The organism is Mesorhizobium sp. CA10, assembly GCF_020165285.1.
Classification (GTDB): Bacteria; Pseudomonadota; Alphaproteobacteria; order Rhizobiales; family Rhizobiaceae; genus Mesorhizobium.
The window spans coordinates 1-18,457 of sequence record NZ_JAIUHV010000027.1 but is presented as its reverse complement, the minus strand read 5'-3'; the positions used below and the strand labels follow the sequence as shown (position 1 = coordinate 18,457).

Below are 18,457 nucleotides of genomic sequence, written 5' to 3'. Positions count from 1 at the left end.
CCCCCGGCCTTGCCCATCTCCACCCTCCCCCGCAGGCCACGATGGGTCTTGAGAGCAAGATCCTTGAGGAACAGGGCATTCATCGTGCCCTTGAGGCCGACATGCAGTTCGCTGATCTCGCCCTCGGCTAAAGTGACGATGGCAACGCCGGCGAATTTGAGATGCTTGAAGAGCGTGGCGACATCTGCCTGGTCGCGGCTGATGCGATCGAGTGCTTCGGCCAGCACCACTTCGAAGCGGCAGCGCTGGGCATCACGTACCAAATGCTGGATACCGGGCCGGAGCACGGTGCTGGCGCCAGAGATCGCCGCATCCTCGTAGGTTCCCGCTACACTCCAGCCCTCACGCTCCGCCTGCTCGCGGCACAGCCTGAACTGGTCCTCGATGGAGGCATCTCGCTGGCTGTCGGAAGAATAGCGGGCATAGAGTGCGACACGAGTCACGGCGACGGATCCTCTCTCTTGTTCTGAAGGGGTTTGCCATCCTGTCCCCTGCCCTCTTCTTCTTGGTGGCCCGGCCGATTGTCGTTGGCCGCCAGCCCCGCCTCGAATGCCTGCCGCGCCAACTGCCGGCCGATCAACCCGGCGATATCCAGCACTACCCGGTCCAGCTTGGCCGCCATGTTTTCAGGGCCCTCGGGGCTGGCGAGGTCGCCGTTGTCGTTCGCCGGAACCAACGCCTGCGGCCCGGTCCTGGTTTCCTCTGACATGCCGGTCGCTCTCCCAATGGTGGATCGACCTGCCATCAGAGGTGTCCGGACGGCCAGGAAAAGCACGAAGTTCATGTCGTAGGGCCACAGCGTGCAATGACTTGCGCCGTGCGGTTTCTCTCAATCGTCAAGGTCGGGCTACGGGCGACAAATGGGAACGTTCTGATGCCGACATCCAGCCAAACCATTAGTGGGGCGCGAACCGTGGCAATCAGTCTGCCGCCACTCGACAGTCCCGGGTTGTTGACCTTCGATATCGCCTGCGAGTTGCACATTTGAAGATACATTTCAGGGAGGGGCGTGTCAGAAGATCGCTACATCGCCACAGTACTCCGCCGCGCCTTCCGCTTCGAGCGCAGCGATCAGCTTGACTGCGGACTCCCAATGCTTGGCAACATCGCTCCGCGTCCTTTCCCGGCTCGGGCGACCAACCGGCAAAGTTCCCGCGATCGCCCTTAAGTCACTTAGCGCCGAAGCTATGTGCGGCCACGGGAAGTCCGTAGGGTCACCAATATCCCGGTCGGCGCCGACGATCATTTCTAACTTGGCAATGACGCCGACGAGCGACGTAGCCGCGACTTCGGGGAGAGAATCTTGAAGCTTAAGAGCTTCGGTCATCGCAAAGACCTCGGCCTCACGCGCAACCGCATACGCCCATGGGCCACCAAGAGTGCGCGATCGTTGGTCTTGAACTCGCGTCGGTGAATCTGCGGTCAATCCCTGAATTCCGGGATTGACCATCATTTGACTCTCCAACCGCTGCTGCACGCGGCATAATAGCAGGGAGATGTATCGAGCCATTTGCCAATCACTCATTAGCAGAAGCGCAGGATCGCCTATGGCTGCAGATTGCAATTCCGTGCCGTTGCGGCTTGTGGCGAGAAGAGTCGGCTTTTTCGCTGCCACAGCACAGTCTCCTTCCGTGGGGCAAGTTTCCCGCTGAGTGGGTCAATACCAATCACGGAACCTGATTTTTCGAATGTGATTTGTAGAGAATACTCCGTGGTGAAATACTCTGCAAGGCGCTGTTCTCGGATTTATGGAAATACGAGAAGCGTTTGCGCAAAACCTAAGAGCCTTGCGGCGGGCTAGAGGCCTGTCACAGGAAGAGCTTGCGCACCAGGCTGGGATCGATCGCACTTATATCAGCGCGTTGGAACGTAACGTATACAACGCAAGCATCGATGTCGTTGACCGGCTGGCTGAAGTGCTGGATGTGGATATCGCAGAATTGCTGAAACGACCCTCAGATGGTCCTCAGAGATCGAAGTCTGAGCTTGACGAATAGAGAACTTGATAATTTAGGGTGTGTAAACCTCGATTGCCCGACGTATGGACAAGCGTCAGCCGGTTGGAAAAAATTTCGCGCGTATTCGGGCGAGAGACAGACCTGATGCAGGAAGACGTTGAACACGCTCAGCAGTATCTGAGCGGCTTCAAGCGCCGTCGGCAAACCCCACGGTGATCACTCTTATTCCTGAGCCGCAGCCGCCTTATAACAGGCACCTCGATGACAGAGACGTCTAACTGCTTAGAAAGAACACGTCATCAACCTTCGGTGTGAGTCGTCGCTGCATCATCTCTCCTTGAACGCCTCTGACGTTACTTCAACCATTGGCGAGAACACGTATTCCAGAATTCGCCGGCTATCGGTTCTTATTTCCACAGTTGCAGCCATGCCCGGCGTCAGTTGCACGTCGTGGCCGTCGGCGCTCACAACAGTCTTGTCCGGCGTCAGAGTGACGGGAAACACCAGGTTCTGGGTTCGCTCAGCGCCGGCAAAAGTTGCATTGGATATCTGAGCTGCCGGATTGCCTTCTAGCTGGGCTGCATCCGGTTCGGGAATGGCGTCAGTCGCCACATTGGTCACCGTCGCGTTGATGGTGCCGTAGCGAGTAAACGGAAAAGACTGGACCTTGACTACCGACTGCTGTCCTACTTTCACGAAGCCGATGTCGGTGTTGAGGACATAAACCCGCAATTCCAACTTGGAATCGTCGGGAACAATTCGCATGACCTCCTGGCCCACCGTGACGACCTGGCCGATGTTGGTAATTACGGATTCTTCCACCGTTCCGGAGATCGGGCTAACTATCGTCTTGCGCTCGCGCTCGGCGGTGGCTTTGGCAAGCTTCTGAGTGAGGTCATCGATCTGCCTTTCGGCATCTCCCAGCTTCTGGGTGTTGTCGGTGATGAATTCCTCGATCGTCTTGGCGATCTCGCGTTCCACCACTTCGGCACCCGCCTCGGCATCGGCCATTTGGCCTTTCTGGATGGCCAGCTGTGTGACCTGGTATTTAAGCGTTTCCGTGGCGTCGATGACATTTGACTTCGTATCGGCGTCGGCGGCCGCGGCGGTGGAGCGCATGGTCACGCGATCCTGCAAAGTCGAGATCAATGATTTTTGCGTCTCGATTGTTTGCGCAAATTGCTGTTCCTCTGTCAGCTTCTGTTGGCGCTGAGCGCCGAGTGAATCCAGGTTTGATGTGAGTTGGCCGAGATCGCTGTTCAGTATATTCTGCTCGCGAATGCGCAGCAGATCGGGAACATCATCTTCCCAAGCGATAGAAGGCGCCGGCGAGAAACTCCTTTGGCGCGCCGCGCCGATGGCAGCGCGTCGGCGCGTAGCCTCGGCGAGGTAGGACGCGAGAGCGCGTCTGAAGCCAGCCTCATCGGCGAGTTCCTCGGCGGCATCGAGTTCAAGCAGGATGTCACCCTGGCGAACATGGGTGCCATCTGGAGGCGGAAGAGCCTTCACCCGGCCGGTCTCCAGCGGCTGGATGATCTTGACCTTTCCTGTCGGCTCGAATTTCCCCTGCGCCGAGGCGATGATGTCGATGCGCCCGAAATAAGCCCAGATGAGCGCGACTGCGACGAACGCGCAGACGATCACGATAAAGGCCAAGCGCACCGGCGATGGTGGCGTTTCCAGAATTTCCAGCGCCGGCGCTAAGAATTCTTGATCCGAGCGTCTTGGTCTCAGCCGGCGGAACGGCCGTTGAGGTACTGGTTGGCCAGCGGCAGGCGGCGGCTGAGGAATGGCGTTCATCAGGCGAACACCTGATCGTTCTGCAGCGCCCAGAGCCTGGCATAGACGCCATTCGGTTGAGCTATAAGTTCAGCGTGGCTGCCGATCTCGACAACACGGCCGTCGGCCATGCCGATGATGCGGTGACATGGCCGCACCGCCGCCAGCCGATGGGCAATGATAATCACGGTACGCCCTTGCACGATCTGGCGCATATTAGCCTGGATCACGCGCTCGCTTTCGTAGTCGAGCGCTGAGGTTGCCTCGTCGAAGATCAGGATCGGTGGGTTGGTAGCAAGCGCCCTGGCGATTGCGATGCGCTGGCGCTGGCCGCCCGAGAGATTGGCCCCGCGCTCCTCAATGACCGTATCATAACCTGCCGGCAGCCTGGCGATGAACTCATCGGCTCCGGCCAATCTGGCGATCGCGATGACATTGGCGCGTGGCAATGCCGGGTTAGCGAAGGCAATGTTGTCGTGAATGGTGCGGTTAAACAGCAGGTTCTCCTGCAGCACCACTCCGATCTGACTGCGCAACCACGCTGGGTCGACCTGGGACAAGTCCGCTCCATCGAGTAGCACCTGCCCTTCTTCAGGAGTGTAGAGACGCTGGATCAATTTAGTCAGGGTGGATTTGCCCGATCCTGACGCGCCGACAATGCCAATGACTTCGCCCGGTTGAATCGCGAGCGATATGGACTTGAGCACCTCAGGTGAGCCCGGCCGATAGCGGAAGCTGATGTTGCGCAGCTCGATCGCGCCTTTCGGAGGCGGCAGGACCAGGCTTGTTTGCGGCATCCGCTCCATGGGCGTGTTGAGGATGTCGCCGAGCCGGTCGACAGAGATCTGCACCTGCTGGAAGTCCTGCCAGAGTTGTGACAACCGCAGGATTGGCTGTACCGTCTGGTTGGCGATCATGTTGAAGGCCACGAGCGCCCCAACAGAAAGCTCGCCGTCGATAACGGCCTTTGCTCCGAAGAGAAGCAGCAACGCCGTCGAGAGCTTGGAAACATACTGTATGGCATTCTGGCCGCCGGCGCTCAGCATCGTGGCATCGAATGACGTGCGAACATAGGCGGCGAGGCGTTCGGCCCATTGCGCTTGCATCACCGGCTCGACGGCGCCGGCCTTGACCGTCTGGATGCCGACGATGGCTTCGACCAGAAACTGCTGGCTCACCGCGCCCCGGTTGAACTTCTCCTTGATCATCGCCCGTAGCGAGGGCCGCACCAAGACCGCAATCAGGACGTAAAGCGGGATTGATCCGACGACGATCATGGTCAGCTTCCACGAGTACGCATAAAGCACCGCGATGAAGACGATCGTGAATACGAGGTCGATTGCCGAAAAAAGCCCCTGTCCCGTCAGAAAGTTGCGGATAGTCTCAAGCTCGCGCACCCGCGCCACTGTCTGGCCGGCCGACCGCGTCTCGAAATAACCCAGCGGCAGACGCAGCAGGTGCTGAAACAGCTTTTGCCCCAGCTCGACATCGATGCGGTTGGTGGTGTGCGAGAGCGCGTAGCTGCGCAGATACTGCAGTATGACGTCGAACAAGCCGATGATAGCCATGCCCGCCACAAGCACGAACAAGGTGGAATAACCCTTGTGAGTCAGTACTTTGTCGACCACCACCTGGAAGAACAAGGGCGTTACCAACGCGAAGATCTGCACGAAAAGCGATGCAAGCAGCACATGGGCAAGCGGTTTGCGGTAACGCCAGATCGAGGGCAGGAACCAGCCGAGGCCAAAAGTGCGTGGGTCGGACCCCTGCCCTCCAAGGCGCCTGCCGATCAGGACGATCTCGCCGCCGATTTCCGGCAGCAGAGTATCGATCGTGAGTTCCTTATCGATGCGCGTGATGGGATCGACGAGGCGGAACCGGCCGCTCGGATTTTTGCCACCGAAGACCTGAAAGGAGCCGTCGGCGACACGCACGATCGCCGGTACCGGAAGGGTCTCGATGCGCTTTGGGGTCAAGCTGCCGACGATGCGCGCCTTGAGGCCGATCGACGCGGCCGCGCGGACGAGATCGCGCTCGTTTGCAAGGCGCCCGGTCAGCGCCAACTGGTTGGCGAGGTGCAGTGGATCGGCCGCGATCCGGTAGAAGGCGGCTATGCCGCAGACCGCCCGGAGGCCGGAGTCGAGCGGCTGTGCCCGCGCGGGGATCATCTCGGGGCTATCCACGCCGGCGCCCTCTCATTGTGTCAGCGACCCCACCCAGCGATTGTTTTCCATGACGAGGCGGCAATCGGCGTTTCCTGCCTTATCGCATCGGGACATTTCCACACCGCGATCGGCGGCCATGCCGGCTCTTCCGTCATACTGAAAATAGGCGTGCCACGTGCCGTCCGACTTGCCGATACCCTGCGGATGACGACCACGGTGAGCCAGCCGCGAAGGGCAAGATCGCGGGCCTGCGGAGCATAGTTTTCGGCGCGTTCGCCTTTCACCTCAGCCCCCGAGTGCCCGGTTCCACCTGTGATCAATGCGACCGGCAGTGGCCCTTTCGTTCCCACTGCCTTCACGACGAGGCTGTCGAGATGATAGAGTTTCCCTCCAATCACCACATGAAGAAATTGGCGGGTTTCGGTGAAATCCGCGTCATCAGCCATGGCGCTTGCACAGAGCAGCCAATCGATCATCGCCACCAGAGCAAAGATGAAGTTCCTTGGCATCATCACGTCTCAAGGTGTTATGCGGGCATCGCGACCGACTTATCCGAGGGCGCTATCATCGACCGTCTTCGGATTTCAGGTGAAATGGAACTGGCTTTGATCCCCTTGCAACTGGGCCAAGGTGGTGTTCTTCAAGGTGATCGTGTCGTTGGCATCCGCGGTTATGATGACGTCGCTCCCCGACTGCGACGATGCCGCCAAGAGATGCGCCCAATCCGCGAACACGGCGTGATTAATGTCGATCTGATCAGGGGACGTCCCACCGAAGCCGAACGTACCGACGTTTCCCGAGCCGATGAAACCCGAGATGGTCTCATGCCCAAAATTTGGTTGAAAGACAAACGTATCCGAGTGGCCTGTATATGACCAGGGAGGACTGCTCACAGAAGCCAGTGTTACGGTTTCGTTCTGGTTCATGATAATCGTATCGCTGGTACCGCCGATCGTCACATTGCTTCCTGCGGCCAGATTGATCGTCTCAGATGTAGCAGTCAGCGAACTGCCAGAACTGTTGAAATTGACCACCGTCCCTGTTCCGCCCGTCACGCTCGCGGCGGCGGTGCCATTAACGTTTACGATATTACCCGTTCCGGTCACCGTCGCCGTCTCCTGACCCGAGGTCACGGTCAGGATATTGTTGTTGCCATTGACCGTAGCCGTGTCAGTGGAGTTCGACTCGGTCGTCGTCATGCCTACGCCATTCACGGCAGTGGTCGATGTGGCAAGTGCGCCGGAAGAGGCTGGCGGGGTTGTCGTGATTACCGACGTCGATTGTCCGTCGGCACTGACATTGGTGACGATGGTCTGCTTGAGGGTGCCATTGGTGTTGAAGTTGGTGACGGTCTCGGTGATGGTGCCGTCAATATGGGTGGTTGCCGCGTCTACGTGATCCGTGGTGCCGTTGTTGTCAGTGTCCTCGTTCAGGGTTGTGGTCAATCCGTCTGCACTGATGTTCTCGGTGCCTTTGGCAACCACAGTGCCAGAGGAATTCACATCCTGGATGGTGCCGATCTGCGAGCCGTCGATCTGAGTCTGCCACGTCTCGGTGTGTTCGTAGGCCCCGTTGCCATCGTAGTCCGCCTGGACGATCTTCGAGAGGCCGTCGGCGCTGACGGACGTAATTACCTTTGAAGCTACTGTTTTGTTGCTGGTTGAGATCGCCGAACTCCAGAGCACCTTGCCCGGAAGCGGCGCGACGGCCTTGGCGGCGGCGTCGTTGGTCGCGGTCGTCACCGTCGAGCCATCGATAGCCGTGACCGTCGTCGACGTCTCATCGACGCTGGTGTCGCTGTTCAACGTGACATTGGTCATCTTGGTTTTGCCGTCAGCGCTTACAGTCACCGACGTGGTCTTCAGCAAGACAGGCGTTTTGGAAGATCCCCAGCCCGTGCTGATTTTGGTGCTCGTCTGATAGTCCTTAACGGTCTCGCTATAGGAGCCATTCGCATTGTATACGCGAGTATCGGAACGGGAACGATCGACCGTACCATCATTATTGAAGTCCCAGCTTGTATTGGTTGTCAGACCGTCGAAGCTCGTAGTCGAGCTCATCCAGTCCGCCACAGCTCCGGTAGGCAGCAGGTCCCAAATGCTGGTTTGAGAGCTGCCGTCGACCAGTTTCGTGATCGCCTCCGTCTGATCAACAATTCCATCGCCGTTGGCGTCGCGACTGACGCTGGTGATGCGCCCGTCTGCACTTCTCGTTGTGACGGTCTGGTCCTTCAAAACCCAACTGCCATTATAATGGCCGACCATCGTGACGATCGAGCCGTCGGCCAAGGTATAAGAGCCATCGGCTTCGCTCTGGTTGAAGCTTCCTGAACCGGTCGTGTCGCGCTGAATCCACACATTGAGACCATTGGCACTGGTCGTGCTTACCGACTTCGAGAGCAGGGCTCCGTTGCTCCCGGTATTGGTGAACGTCTCGGTGCTCGACCCAGTTGCATTGATGACTTTGACGTCCGTCGAGGTTTCGCTCGGGGTGGAAGAACCGCCAAAGTACCATTGCTTGGTTCTGCTGAGGCCGTCGGCGCTGGTGGTCTGAGCGTACTTGCCCATTTGAGCACCGGCCTGGGCTTCGGCAATCGTTTCCGTCTTGGAGCCATCGGCATTCAGCACGGTTTGATCGGTGCTGGTCTTGCCGAAGGTGCCTGAGCCCGTCAAATCAAATTGCTTGGTAACGGTCAGGCCATCCTTGCTGGTGGAGATAACTTCCTTGTCCTTGGTGGTTGCACTATAGGCGTTCCACCAGCCGTTGTTTTCCCAGACTCGACCAGTCACCGTCAGGGCTGAGTCTGTGATCGTGTCAACTTTGGACCCATCCGCATTCAGAACCGTGACGTCGGTCGTTTGGTTTTCGAAACGGGTGTCGCCATTGGCGTCATATTGCACGGTCTTCGACAACCCATTCGCGCTATCCGTCTCGTAACGACCGTTCGTCCCCCCCCAAATTAGGCCGTAAACATTCTGGTTTACCGTCCCGTCCATGTTGTAAGTTGTGACCGAACCATCGGTGTTGACCTGCTTAAGTACTGTCTGATCTACGGTGCCGTCGCCATTGACATCACGGGCGGTCGTGATCGTCATCCGGCTGGCGCTCGTAGTGGTCGTGGTCTTGTCGTGAAGGCTGCCGTTGGGGTTAAGATCTGATAAGACCTCAGTTATCGATCCGTCGGCATTCAGAGTTTCGACGTCGTTCGTGGTGCGGCTGAAGGTGCCCGCTCCCGTTCCATCCATCTGTGTCGTGATGGACAAGCCGTTGGCGCTCGTCGTGATGACAGTCTTGTCTTTCAGCCCGCCGCTCGCATTGAGATCGGAGATCGTCTCGCTCCGGGAGCCATCGGCGTTGAGCACAATGACATCAGTCTTTGATTGATCGACTACGCCATCACCGTTGAGGTCGGTCGCAATCGTTGTTGACATGCCGGTGGCACTGACGGTTTTGGTTGACTTCGAAACCAGGATACCAGTCGCGCTATAGGCAGAAGTGACTGTGGTCACCGAACCATCGGCGTTGGTGACGGCTGTGGTAGAAACGTCGTTGACGCCGTTGCCGTCGATATCGGTAGTGACCGTAACCGTCTTCTTATCGCCACTGGAGACTGTGACGGTCTTGCTCAGCAGCGTATTGTTGCCGCTGTAGTCGGAGACCGTTTCGGTCACGGAGCCAGCCGTGCCGTAGGACACCACGACCAAGGCGGTGTCCACGGGCGTGCTGCTGCCATCGAGATAATGAGCCACCGACTTCGTTAGGCCATCGCCACTGCTGGTGGTGACAGTCTTGCTAATCAAGGTGGTGCCGGCGCCATTGTAAGTCGATACCGTTTCGGTCTTCGAACCATCGGCGTTGAACACCGTCACGTCGGCAATGTCGCTGTCCAGCACACCGTCGCCATTGGCATCGTTCAGCATCGTCACCGACAAGCCGTTGCCGCTCGCGGTGACGATGCGCTTGCTGAGCAAGGTACCATTACGGCTAGTGTCGCTGATGGTCTCCGTCTTCGAGCCGTCCGCATTCAGCACCGTTGCGTTCGAAACTGTGTCGTCGATCGCTCCGTCGATATTGCGCGAAACCGTGGTTGATAGCCCATTGGCACTGGTCGCAGTCACCATCTGATCGATCTGCACGCCGCTGGCGCTGGTATCCGTTACCGTCTGCGTGGTCGAGCCGTCGACATTGAGCACGCTGACGCGGGTCTGGTCGGCATGGCCGTCGCCATTGCGGTCGATTGTCACCGTGGAGGTCTTGCGGTCGGCACTGTCGGTCGTCACGGTCTTGGAAAGCAGGACGCCCGTGTTGCTGGTCGTCGAGAGCGTCTGCGTGCGGCTGCCGTCGGCGTTGAGCACGATCGCGTCCGTTACCGTCCGGTCGATGATGCCATCGCCATTGAGATCCTCCTGCTTGGTCTGCGTCAGGCCGTTGGCGGTGGTGGCGGTGATGGTCTTGCCGATCGACGTGCCGTTGGCGCTGGTGTCCGTCACCGTCTCGGTGCGAGAGCCATCCGCATTGGCGACGATGACGTCTGTCTCGACGAGATCGTAGGTGCCCTCGCCATTGATGTCGGTCTTGATCGTCGTCGACAGACCGCCGGCGGAAGCTGTTGTCAGCGTGCGATTGATCAGCGTGCCGTTGCTGGCGAAGTTCGACAACGTCGTGGTGGTCGAACCGTCGGCATTGATGACAATGGTCTTGGCCTGGTCGGTCGCGCCGTCACCGTTGGAATCTATGGTGGTGGTGATGCTTTTCTTGTCGCCGCTGGTTGCCGTGACGGTCTTGCTCAGTGGTGTGCCACCCAGCGCATAATCCGAAACCGCCTCTGTCCGCGAGCCGTCCGCTGCGACGGTCACGATGTCTGTGACCTGGTCAACCGGCGAGGTGCCACCGTCAAGGTAACGAGAAACCGTCTTCGTCAGGCCGTCGGCACTGGTGGTAGTGACGGTCTTGGAGATCTGAGTGGTACCGGCGCCGTTGTAGGTCGAGACGGTAGTCGTCACCGAGTTGTCGGAATTGATGACAATTGAAGTCGTCTCGTCAGTGTCGAATGAGCCGGAGCCGGCATGGTCGATGTGGACGGTCTTGCTATGCGAGTCGGCGCTGGTGGTCGTCACCGTCTTGTCGAGCAGAGTCCCATTGTTGCCGGTATCCGTCACGGTCTCAACACGGCTGCCATCGGCATTCACAACCGTGGCATCTGTCGTGATGAAATCGAAGCTGCCTGAGCCGGTGTGATCGGTCTTGGTGGTCTTGGTCTGGCCGTCGGCGCTTGTGGTGACCGCAATCTGGTTAATCGTGGTCCCATTCGCGGCAAGCTGCTTCGTCGTCGTGCTGGTCGAGCCGTCTGCATTGGTGACGAATGTCTCGGACTGGTCCCAAATACTATCGCCGTTCTGGTCAACGAGAGTCGTAATCGTCTTGGTGTCAGCGCTGGTCGTAGTCGCAGTTGCATCCGCTTTGGAGCCGTCAGCGTTAAGATCGGTGATCGTCTCCGTCGAAGAGCCGTCGGCATTGAGGACTATAATGTCGGTCTGGTTCCGATCGAACACGCCGTCGCCGTTGTCGTCGTATCTGGTGGTCTTGTTCTGGCCGTTGGCGCTGACCGTAACCACGTTCTCGAAGGCTTTCGACCCGTCGGTGTTATAGCCCAGAATGTCCTTGGTCACCGAGCCGTCGGCATTCGTAGTCTGGGCCTGATTGATCAGGTAGCCATTGCTGTCGCTCGCCAAGATCGCATCGCCGACCTGACCGGTCGTGCCGTCCGACTTGGTATAAGTTGTCGTGCCGGTTATTGCCGAACCATCATTGAACGTCCGGCCACTCCCAGTCGGCGTGAGATCAATCGAGGTGATGCCAAGCGAGGCCAGCGACACCATCTGGCCATTGACCATGACCTTGAACATGGACCAATCGGCATCACCGGCATCCAGCTTTCCGTCATGGTTGGTATCAAAAACGTCTTTGAGCGCCTGAAGATCGCTTGCCGCAGAGGGATCCCATTGTGTGAAGGCAAGTTGGTTCTTCTGATGTATCTTGCCATCGCCATAGAGATCCAGAACCAGAACTCCGTTGCCTTTGCCCGCCCAAGCCGTGCGGTGTTCATAACCATCGCCGTTCAAATCGAGAAACTGCGTGGATGACGATAATGGATCGATTGACAGGCCGCTGCCAGAGAGGTCGAGAAGGACGGGGTGCCCATTCCAACCATTGTCTCGGTTCCCGGAAACACCGTTGGGATGGCCTGCATGATCGCCCACTGGCGTTGAGATTAGGCCGCCATTTCCGCCCTGGGCGTAGCCGCCGCCTGCACCGTCGCTGCCACCGCCGCGATTATCCGAAAACCCATGGATCGATGACGTGGTGTACGTGTCAATCTGGACTGGTTTGTCCTGAAGATCCGGAGGCACACCATAGACAGGGTCGAGGGGACTCGGGACCGAATAGGTCCCCTCGTTGATTAAACCGCCAGGTGGATGGCCCTGACTGTGATTCGGATCGAAAAGGCCAGTGTCGTCACCGGGTACTGGCGCCTGCGCTCCATCCAATTGCGTGCCGCCTCGCCTCGAACCCCGCGATGGACCAGGCTCCCCGGCGGTGCCGTTGACACCGGAATCATCAGGGTTTTCGCCGCGAGAATCTCCGCTTGGCGCGCCGCCACCAAGCTGTGACGTGCCCCCGAATTCGCTACCACCGCGGCCGGCCGGAGTGTGTTCGCCAGGAGAGTCGAGGCCCGTACCAGCCCCGGTATAATTCGGAAGATGATAGACGGGATCATTTAGGTCGAATCCACCCATCCCGTCTGGCTCAAAGCCCGAAAGCGGGGATGCGGGATCATCACGATAGGTTGGGTCAGTATTAGCTATAGCCGCTATTGCCACACCAGCTATACTGCCGACGGCGATGGCCGCCAGAAATCCGGCCAACGACGCTGCCGCGGCTGCGGCGACCCCAACTTCGACCGCATCACCAAAGTAAGCAGCAAGAGCTACCCGACTCAAACTGTAGGTAACCTCAGTCACCTTAACGCCTGCATACGCAGCGGCGAATTCCTTCAGTGCGCCTTTCGGCCCTTCCGTAATCGCGCCAAGCATTGCCGAAACGCCGATGCCAATGGGGCCAGTGAATCTTGCGGCCGTCTCGAACGCAGCAGCCGCGGTTTCCAAATTCGGCGCGACCGCCGCCGAGGCCCCTGCCACAGCATCGTCAAATGCCAATGCCGCCGCCATCAGGTGACTAGCTACTTCGTTTCTGGCGTCCTCATTTTCACTCATCTAGCCCCCCGTTTGCCGGCCTGCGGCGTGATCCACGAACAGTAATCGACAATAGAATCGAGAAGAAACCGAGCAACCAGTAGCCTGAAGATATCAAAAAAATCTTCTTTGTTGTATATGCCAAAACCCCATCATAGATAGAAGCTAAATAAAGAGACCTTTCAGTCGCAAATCCCATCGAGGATACATAAAATAGACACAGTGCAACAATCAGATAGAATGTCGACAGGCCCATAACCTTTGCAGTTAAATTAGTAACACCACTTTCATTATCACTCGGTGCGTAATTTCCGATGTCAGTGACATCTCGGTAGATACGCCAAAGCAGCCAAGATAACCACACTATACTAGCAAGACCGCACGAATTGGCGTAAAACAAGATATCGTCTGGACTTGATCCCAATGGCATCGATGAAACCAAAGGCGTGACCTTGGATGCAGAGATACTGTAGAGCGCCGGCGGCCAAAAGATGGAAATATACTTAGAGTTAACAATAAAATTGCTAAGTTGCATGACATAGCAGAGGAAATAATAGACAGCAACAGCAATGGCCGTAGACACGACAGGAATAATTGAGGATCTCACGAATACGCGAAACCTGTATATCGTCAGATATCGGTGCTTCCTGTCCTCTGCAGCGTCAGGGAGCCTGGATACCTTAAGGAACTTGAAAGCCCTCTCATATTCTTCGAGAGGAACCGACTTTGGGTCCCTTTTGAGGATCTCATCCAAAGTCAGCATGCAACTCTCTTTGTAGACGACGGACTCATCTTTGGTGGCATCCTCTTTCTGCCAATCCCGGGACGGCGAATGCACTCGCAGCGCTTAGTCTTCATGAACAGGTAGATCAAAAGCTTCGTCGTCAGTTAGTCAGAGTGAATCCAAGCTGTCGTGACTCAGTGACATCCGTCTACGCAGTCCGTATCCTATGCGCGGCTAGGAACACGTCTCAACTGTTCCTCGATAAGCGCCTCTTTGGAACAAAATCAACTTTGCCGTCTTATATCAACCGGGTCTTTCGACTCGCTTTTCACGCAACCGAGACGGCATCACCCTCCCCATATTTTTGTGAACTTGTCACAACGCCCAGTAGAAATATCGATACATACCTTCATACTTCCCGTCCAGCCGAGAGAGCTTGAATCGGCACTTCACATTGTTGTGATGCGGTCAGGTGGCGAGTTCAACCGAGCATGGCGCACGTCAGCCACCATTTTTAAGCCGATGCGGACTACCGCCGCAGGTTGAGGAAGTGAGCAGATTTTTCGGCAACCAGATACCGCGGTCGCACAAGGTCGCAAACTTCCAACCCGCGGCATCTGCCGAGGCTCCAGTCGATGCGCGTCGGCCACGAGCGAGCCCTTTGAGGTACTATCCGATGCACCTAGCGAATAGTAGCTGCTAAGGTACCAACTAGAAGCCAGTCCGCCGCCGATCGTTGCAAAGCGGCCAGAGGCCAGGTTGGCGGCACCGGCAAGGGCGGCCAGTGACAAAGTCGCTAGGGTTGGCGCTGGATGATGCTGAGCCCACGCTCGGCCGCCATCCTACGGCCGACGTGGGCGATCGCAGTCTGTTCAAAGGGCTGAAGTAGGTCTCGCAACTCCCGGACCCCGCGATCCTAAACCGGTGGCTTAGCCCGTGTCGATTGAGGCTTTGCCCCGCGCCAGTTGAGGTATGCGGCGATCTCCTGCCCGAAGCTTCACGATGCGTGCGGCGTCCGATCTGGTGAGGACAGTTCTCGGTCCAGCCAAGGCGCGCCATCATTTGTAACCTGCCCATCAAGGTCGGCATCGGCAAGCTCGGGCTCAAGGGCCGTGGCTGCCGCGTCTATCGTAGCGAACCCACCGGCGCGCGTGGTAACCGTCCAAACGGAATCCACTCGCCGTCGCATGACGCTTACGTGGAATGAATCGCTCTCGGAGTTGTGCGCGACAATGCCACATCCATTTCCGTCGTTTGAGCCCCATGCCGCAACGGGCGGCTCCTCGCCAAAGGCGTGCCCGCGCGGTAGCGCTATCGCATAGAAATCAAATTCCCACTGCGGGATTTTGCGCATCCCCACTCCCTCGTTGCGGACGCCCTGCTGCTGCAGAGCGCCAGCTTCACATCGATTGGCGGGGGCGCGTCAACAATACAGGCCCCTCAACACTGTTTTCCGCGAGCCAGACAAACACGCAAGCATGCATGTTCGAATAACAACTGCTGGTGACGCAGAACGAAGTGCCTTTCGATTTTCTGTGCCACCCGGTTCGTCGATTGTTTAAGTTGGCGAAAGCGAGTCAGTGGGTGGGCACATGGAAGTTTACTGCAAGGGCGTTGCCCGTATCCGTCACACGTCCAGTGGGGAGATCTTTGAAGTCGAAACGGAAGAGTTGGATTGGGACGCCGTTGGGGGCGATGAGCGCCAGATGGGACCTGAAATCCACTATGAGGCGGTGATCGACCATCCCGAGCTTGGCGAGCTGACCTGGGGGCTTTGGGAGTATCCCGTCGGCATCGAAAACTATCACAACACGGATGTTGGCAGGCACGAGCTTGTCGAAGACTTCGACTACGGGCTTGAGCATGGTGAGCAGGAACCGGACGATTGGCTCGACTATGAGGCACCGTCCAACCCTTATCGGGTTTTCATGGACTCCTACCACCACACGGGTGATCTGCTCGCCGATCATGGTGGCTATCGCGGCGACCATCTCGTGAACCGGATGATTTTCTCCCACCAGGTCACGGCGCTGGAAGCCTATCTCGGCGACACTCTGCTCAATGAGGTTATGAGCGACAAAGCGGCTATGCAGCGTTTGATGGATCAGGACGAGGATCTGGGGAAGAAGAAATTCACACTGTCCGAGGTGTCAAAGGAGCCCGAGTTGGTCGAACGCAGGGTCCGGGAACACCTGCGTTCTGTCATGTATCACAATCTCAAAAAGGTCGACGTTCTCTACAACATCGCTCTGGGCGTGCGAATTCTGAACCTCGCCAGCGACAAAGCCAGCCTCTTCAAGGCCGTCTTGCTTCGTCACGATTGCGTCCACCGTAACGGCTTCGACAAGGAGGGAAAGGAGATCGACGTCTTCACGAAGACGTTCGTCCAAGAGACGGCGGACCTGATCAAGGCCTTCGTTGAAGAGATCCAAAACGCGGTGCAAGGCCGGCCTTCGTAGATTGGCGGGCCTTCACACGCCCGCCTGATTCATCTCAACCTGGGGCGCGAGGATGTCGGTTACCTCCCAACCCTCGCCGTCGATCACCGTTACAAACTCCCGGTCCCAAACGCCAAATCGCTGCTGCAGCGGACGCGTCGCCAAGGGGTTGTGGACGTAGGTCAGCGGGCGCGTCTTCCGGGAAAGATTTCCGAGACTGATGCGAGACCAGAGAACACCGGAGACGTCGCTGAAAAGTGGGTTGAGGAAAGCAGTGCGCTCGACCGGCTTACCCTGGCGCGCAATTTCAGGCGACGCGTGGAATCCTTCCTCGACTATCTCGTCTGTTGCGCGATCGATGGTGATGTAGGCGTCACCGATGGGGAACAACGATGTCAGGATCAGCGGGGGCTTTTCGGGGACATAGACACCGAAGCGGCCGGCGCTGATTGCAATCAGACGCATGTCATCCGCACCGATGACGCCATCTTCCAGATATTTTCTTATGACCTTGAACTTCGTCCAGAATGCGCTCGTCATGCGTAGCTGAGCCTGGCGCACGGGCGCCGCAGAAAGGCCGCCGCCTTCGTTCATCGGGACGGGGCGCGTGACCTGGTCTGGGCCGCGATTACCCTCATCCGGAGCAATGGCCTCGATCCAGATACGCCCACTATCAGTCAGGACGCAGAGGTCCGGTTGCCCGCCTTCGCGCAACCGTTCGGACGTCGGCAGCAGCGCATGCCCAGCCTCAAGGAAACTCCAACCGAGATACATCTCCCAGAAGCGGGCATCGACATCGCGAGCGAAGCCGTCGCGAAAATCTGGATCGGCATAGGGCTCGTAGCGCTCCCACATGCCCTCGATGATGCTGTGCAGCCGCTTTTCCTCCGGATGCTCAGCGGCCCTGAGGTTGATGAAGCCCTTGTTCAGGTTAGGGCCGTCGAAGTCGAAGATGCGAGCCACGATTATCCTTTTCGAAGTATCACGCCGTTCGCCGGCTGACACGGTCATGCTCGGCGATCAGGAATGTCAGGTAGCTGCGGATGAGATTGCAGTAGAGGCGAGCTTCGTCGATGCCAAGTGCGAGCCCCTCCTTCAGATCGGTGCCATGCCGCACGCCGCCACCAGTCGGAGAAGACAGGTAGCCGTGCAGTGTCATCATCCATTGCAGGATCTGCTCCTGATGGCCGCGGCCGCGCGTACGGAGCTCACCAATGATCTTATTGAAGTAGCGCCCCTGGATGCTACCGTCCGGGACGTCAAGTCCGCGGAAGGCGGTGGCGATGGTCTCCAGCAACCACAGAACCTCCTGAACGGCCTGTCGCCCGTTTCCCTGCGACAGAGCCCGCTCGGACGCGTCGAGCGCTGCAGCGATCAGCGTCGATGCTTGCGCGTCGAGAGACGGCGGCTGCTCAGGAACAGCGATCGGAATATGGGCTCGGGTCGCGCGCAAAGCCGGCGGATCAATTTGGTAGCCGGCGCCCGAGTCGGCAAGAATACGGTTGAGGCGCGCGACGTCCGGTAAGGTTATGTGGGACCACAGATTGGCGATGTCGCTGCAGCCATCGCAAAAGGCTTCAATGAATAGCGGAGCATTTCCGCTCGCCGCTTTCATGAGTTTGTCGAGATCGTCGGAAGCCCAGCTCACGCTGCTGCTCGGGTAGTATGGCGCACCGCCCGCACCGGCAAAGCGAGACTTGAAGCGTTCCAGAATCGCGCGCCGATCGCCTTGGCTACAAATGCGGTCAATCAGATCGCGAAACGCATGGTTGACCGTCGGCTCAATCGGGCCGGGACTGTCGAAGCGCCAGTTTCCATCAAATTGCAGCATTTGAACTACCTCGAAGCGTTGAAGCAGGCGATCCGGCTCCGAGCGAAGGGGATTGAGAAAACGGCGATCGGCGAAGGCCTTTTGATTGTCAACGCGTCCGTGAAGGATCACAACGTGAACTGGGCTAACTCATAAACGGGGACAAATCAGGGAGCAGGTCACCACTCGAGACGTCCCTTGCTAAAGCGCAAAAACCGTCCCGGTTAGACCGGGACGGTTATTGATTTATGATAAAATTGGTTGCGGGGACAGGATTTGAACCTGTGACCTTCAGGTTATGAGCCTGACGAGCTACCGGGCTGCTCCACC

12 protein-coding genes are annotated in these 18,457 nt (G+C 58.0%); 2 read left to right on the top strand and 10 right to left on the bottom strand.

What is annotated here, in order from left to right; all coding sequences use genetic code 11:
* The 3 genes from LB535_RS28675 to LB535_RS28665 all read right to left on the bottom strand — a co-directional run.
* The coding region (locus tag LB535_RS28675) for a recombinase family protein (RefSeq protein WP_224634568.1) at nt 1-443 on the bottom strand (443 nt) is incomplete at its 3' end.
* Nucleotides 440-709, bottom strand: a complete 270-nt coding sequence (locus LB535_RS28670; RefSeq protein ID WP_224634567.1) for a hypothetical protein — start codon at nt 707-709, stop codon at nt 440-442. The genes LB535_RS28670 and LB535_RS28675, both read right to left, overlap by 4 nt.
* Nucleotides 710-1,012: 303 nt before the next feature.
* Entirely contained in the window at nt 1,013-1,615 is a 603-nt protein-coding gene (locus LB535_RS28665; RefSeq protein WP_224634566.1) for a hypothetical protein, read from the bottom strand.
* Nucleotides 1,616-1,748: 133 nt separating this feature from the next.
* Here LB535_RS28665 and LB535_RS28660 point away from each other — a divergent pair, with 133 nt between their 5' ends.
* Nucleotides 1,749-1,997, top strand: a complete 249-nt coding sequence (locus tag LB535_RS28660; RefSeq protein WP_224634565.1) for a helix-turn-helix domain-containing protein — start codon at nt 1,749-1,751, stop codon at nt 1,995-1,997.
* Nucleotides 1,998-2,285: 288 nt separating this feature from the next.
* On the opposite strand, the gene LB535_RS28655 is transcribed toward LB535_RS28660, so the two are convergent.
* From LB535_RS28655 to LB535_RS28635, 5 genes are all read right to left on the bottom strand, one after another.
* Nucleotides 2,286-3,758 carry an HlyD family type I secretion periplasmic adaptor subunit gene (locus LB535_RS28655; RefSeq protein WP_224634564.1) on the bottom strand — a complete coding sequence of 491 codons (1,473 nt, stop codon included), beginning with the start codon at nt 3,756-3,758 and terminating at the stop codon, nt 2,286-2,288.
* Nucleotides 3,758-5,905: a type I secretion system permease/ATPase gene (locus LB535_RS28650; RefSeq protein ID WP_224532477.1), complete on the bottom strand. Its 2,148-nt coding sequence runs from the start codon at nt 5,903-5,905 to the stop codon at nt 3,758-3,760. Before LB535_RS28650 ends, LB535_RS28655 begins: the two co-directional genes overlap by 1 nt.
* Nucleotides 5,906-5,940: 35 nt before the next feature.
* On the bottom strand, nt 5,941-6,414 hold the full coding sequence (locus LB535_RS28645) for a hypothetical protein (RefSeq protein ID WP_224634563.1): 474 nt from the start codon (nt 6,412-6,414) through the stop codon (nt 5,941-5,943).
* 72 nt (nt 6,415-6,486) lie between these two features.
* Nucleotides 6,487-13,176, bottom strand: a complete 6,690-nt coding sequence (locus LB535_RS28640) for a beta strand repeat-containing protein (RefSeq protein WP_224634562.1) — start codon at nt 13,174-13,176, stop codon at nt 6,487-6,489.
* The gene (locus LB535_RS28635) at nt 13,169-13,918 is read right to left on the bottom strand and encodes a hypothetical protein (protein WP_224634561.1); all 750 of its coding nucleotides are present in this window, start codon (nt 13,916-13,918) and stop codon (nt 13,169-13,171) included. Before LB535_RS28635 ends, LB535_RS28640 begins: the two co-directional genes overlap by 8 nt.
* 1,553 nt (nt 13,919-15,471) lie before the next feature.
* Here LB535_RS28635 and LB535_RS28630 point away from each other — a divergent pair.
* Entirely contained in the window at nt 15,472-16,338 is an 867-nt protein-coding gene (locus LB535_RS28630) for a hypothetical protein (RefSeq protein WP_224634560.1), read from the top strand.
* Nucleotides 16,339-16,350: 12 nt separating this feature from the next.
* Here the strand turns inward: LB535_RS28630 and LB535_RS28625 are convergent, their stop codons facing one another.
* Nucleotides 16,351-17,280: a hypothetical protein gene (locus tag LB535_RS28625; protein WP_224634559.1), complete on the bottom strand. Its 930-nt coding sequence runs from the start codon at nt 17,278-17,280 to the stop codon at nt 16,351-16,353.
* A 19-nt stretch (nt 17,281-17,299) separates the two neighbouring features.
* Complete coding sequence (locus LB535_RS28620; protein ID WP_224634558.1) at nt 17,300-18,148, bottom strand: hypothetical protein; 849 nt, start codon at nt 18,146-18,148, stop codon at nt 17,300-17,302.
* Nucleotides 18,149-18,457 lie beyond the last annotated feature (309 nt).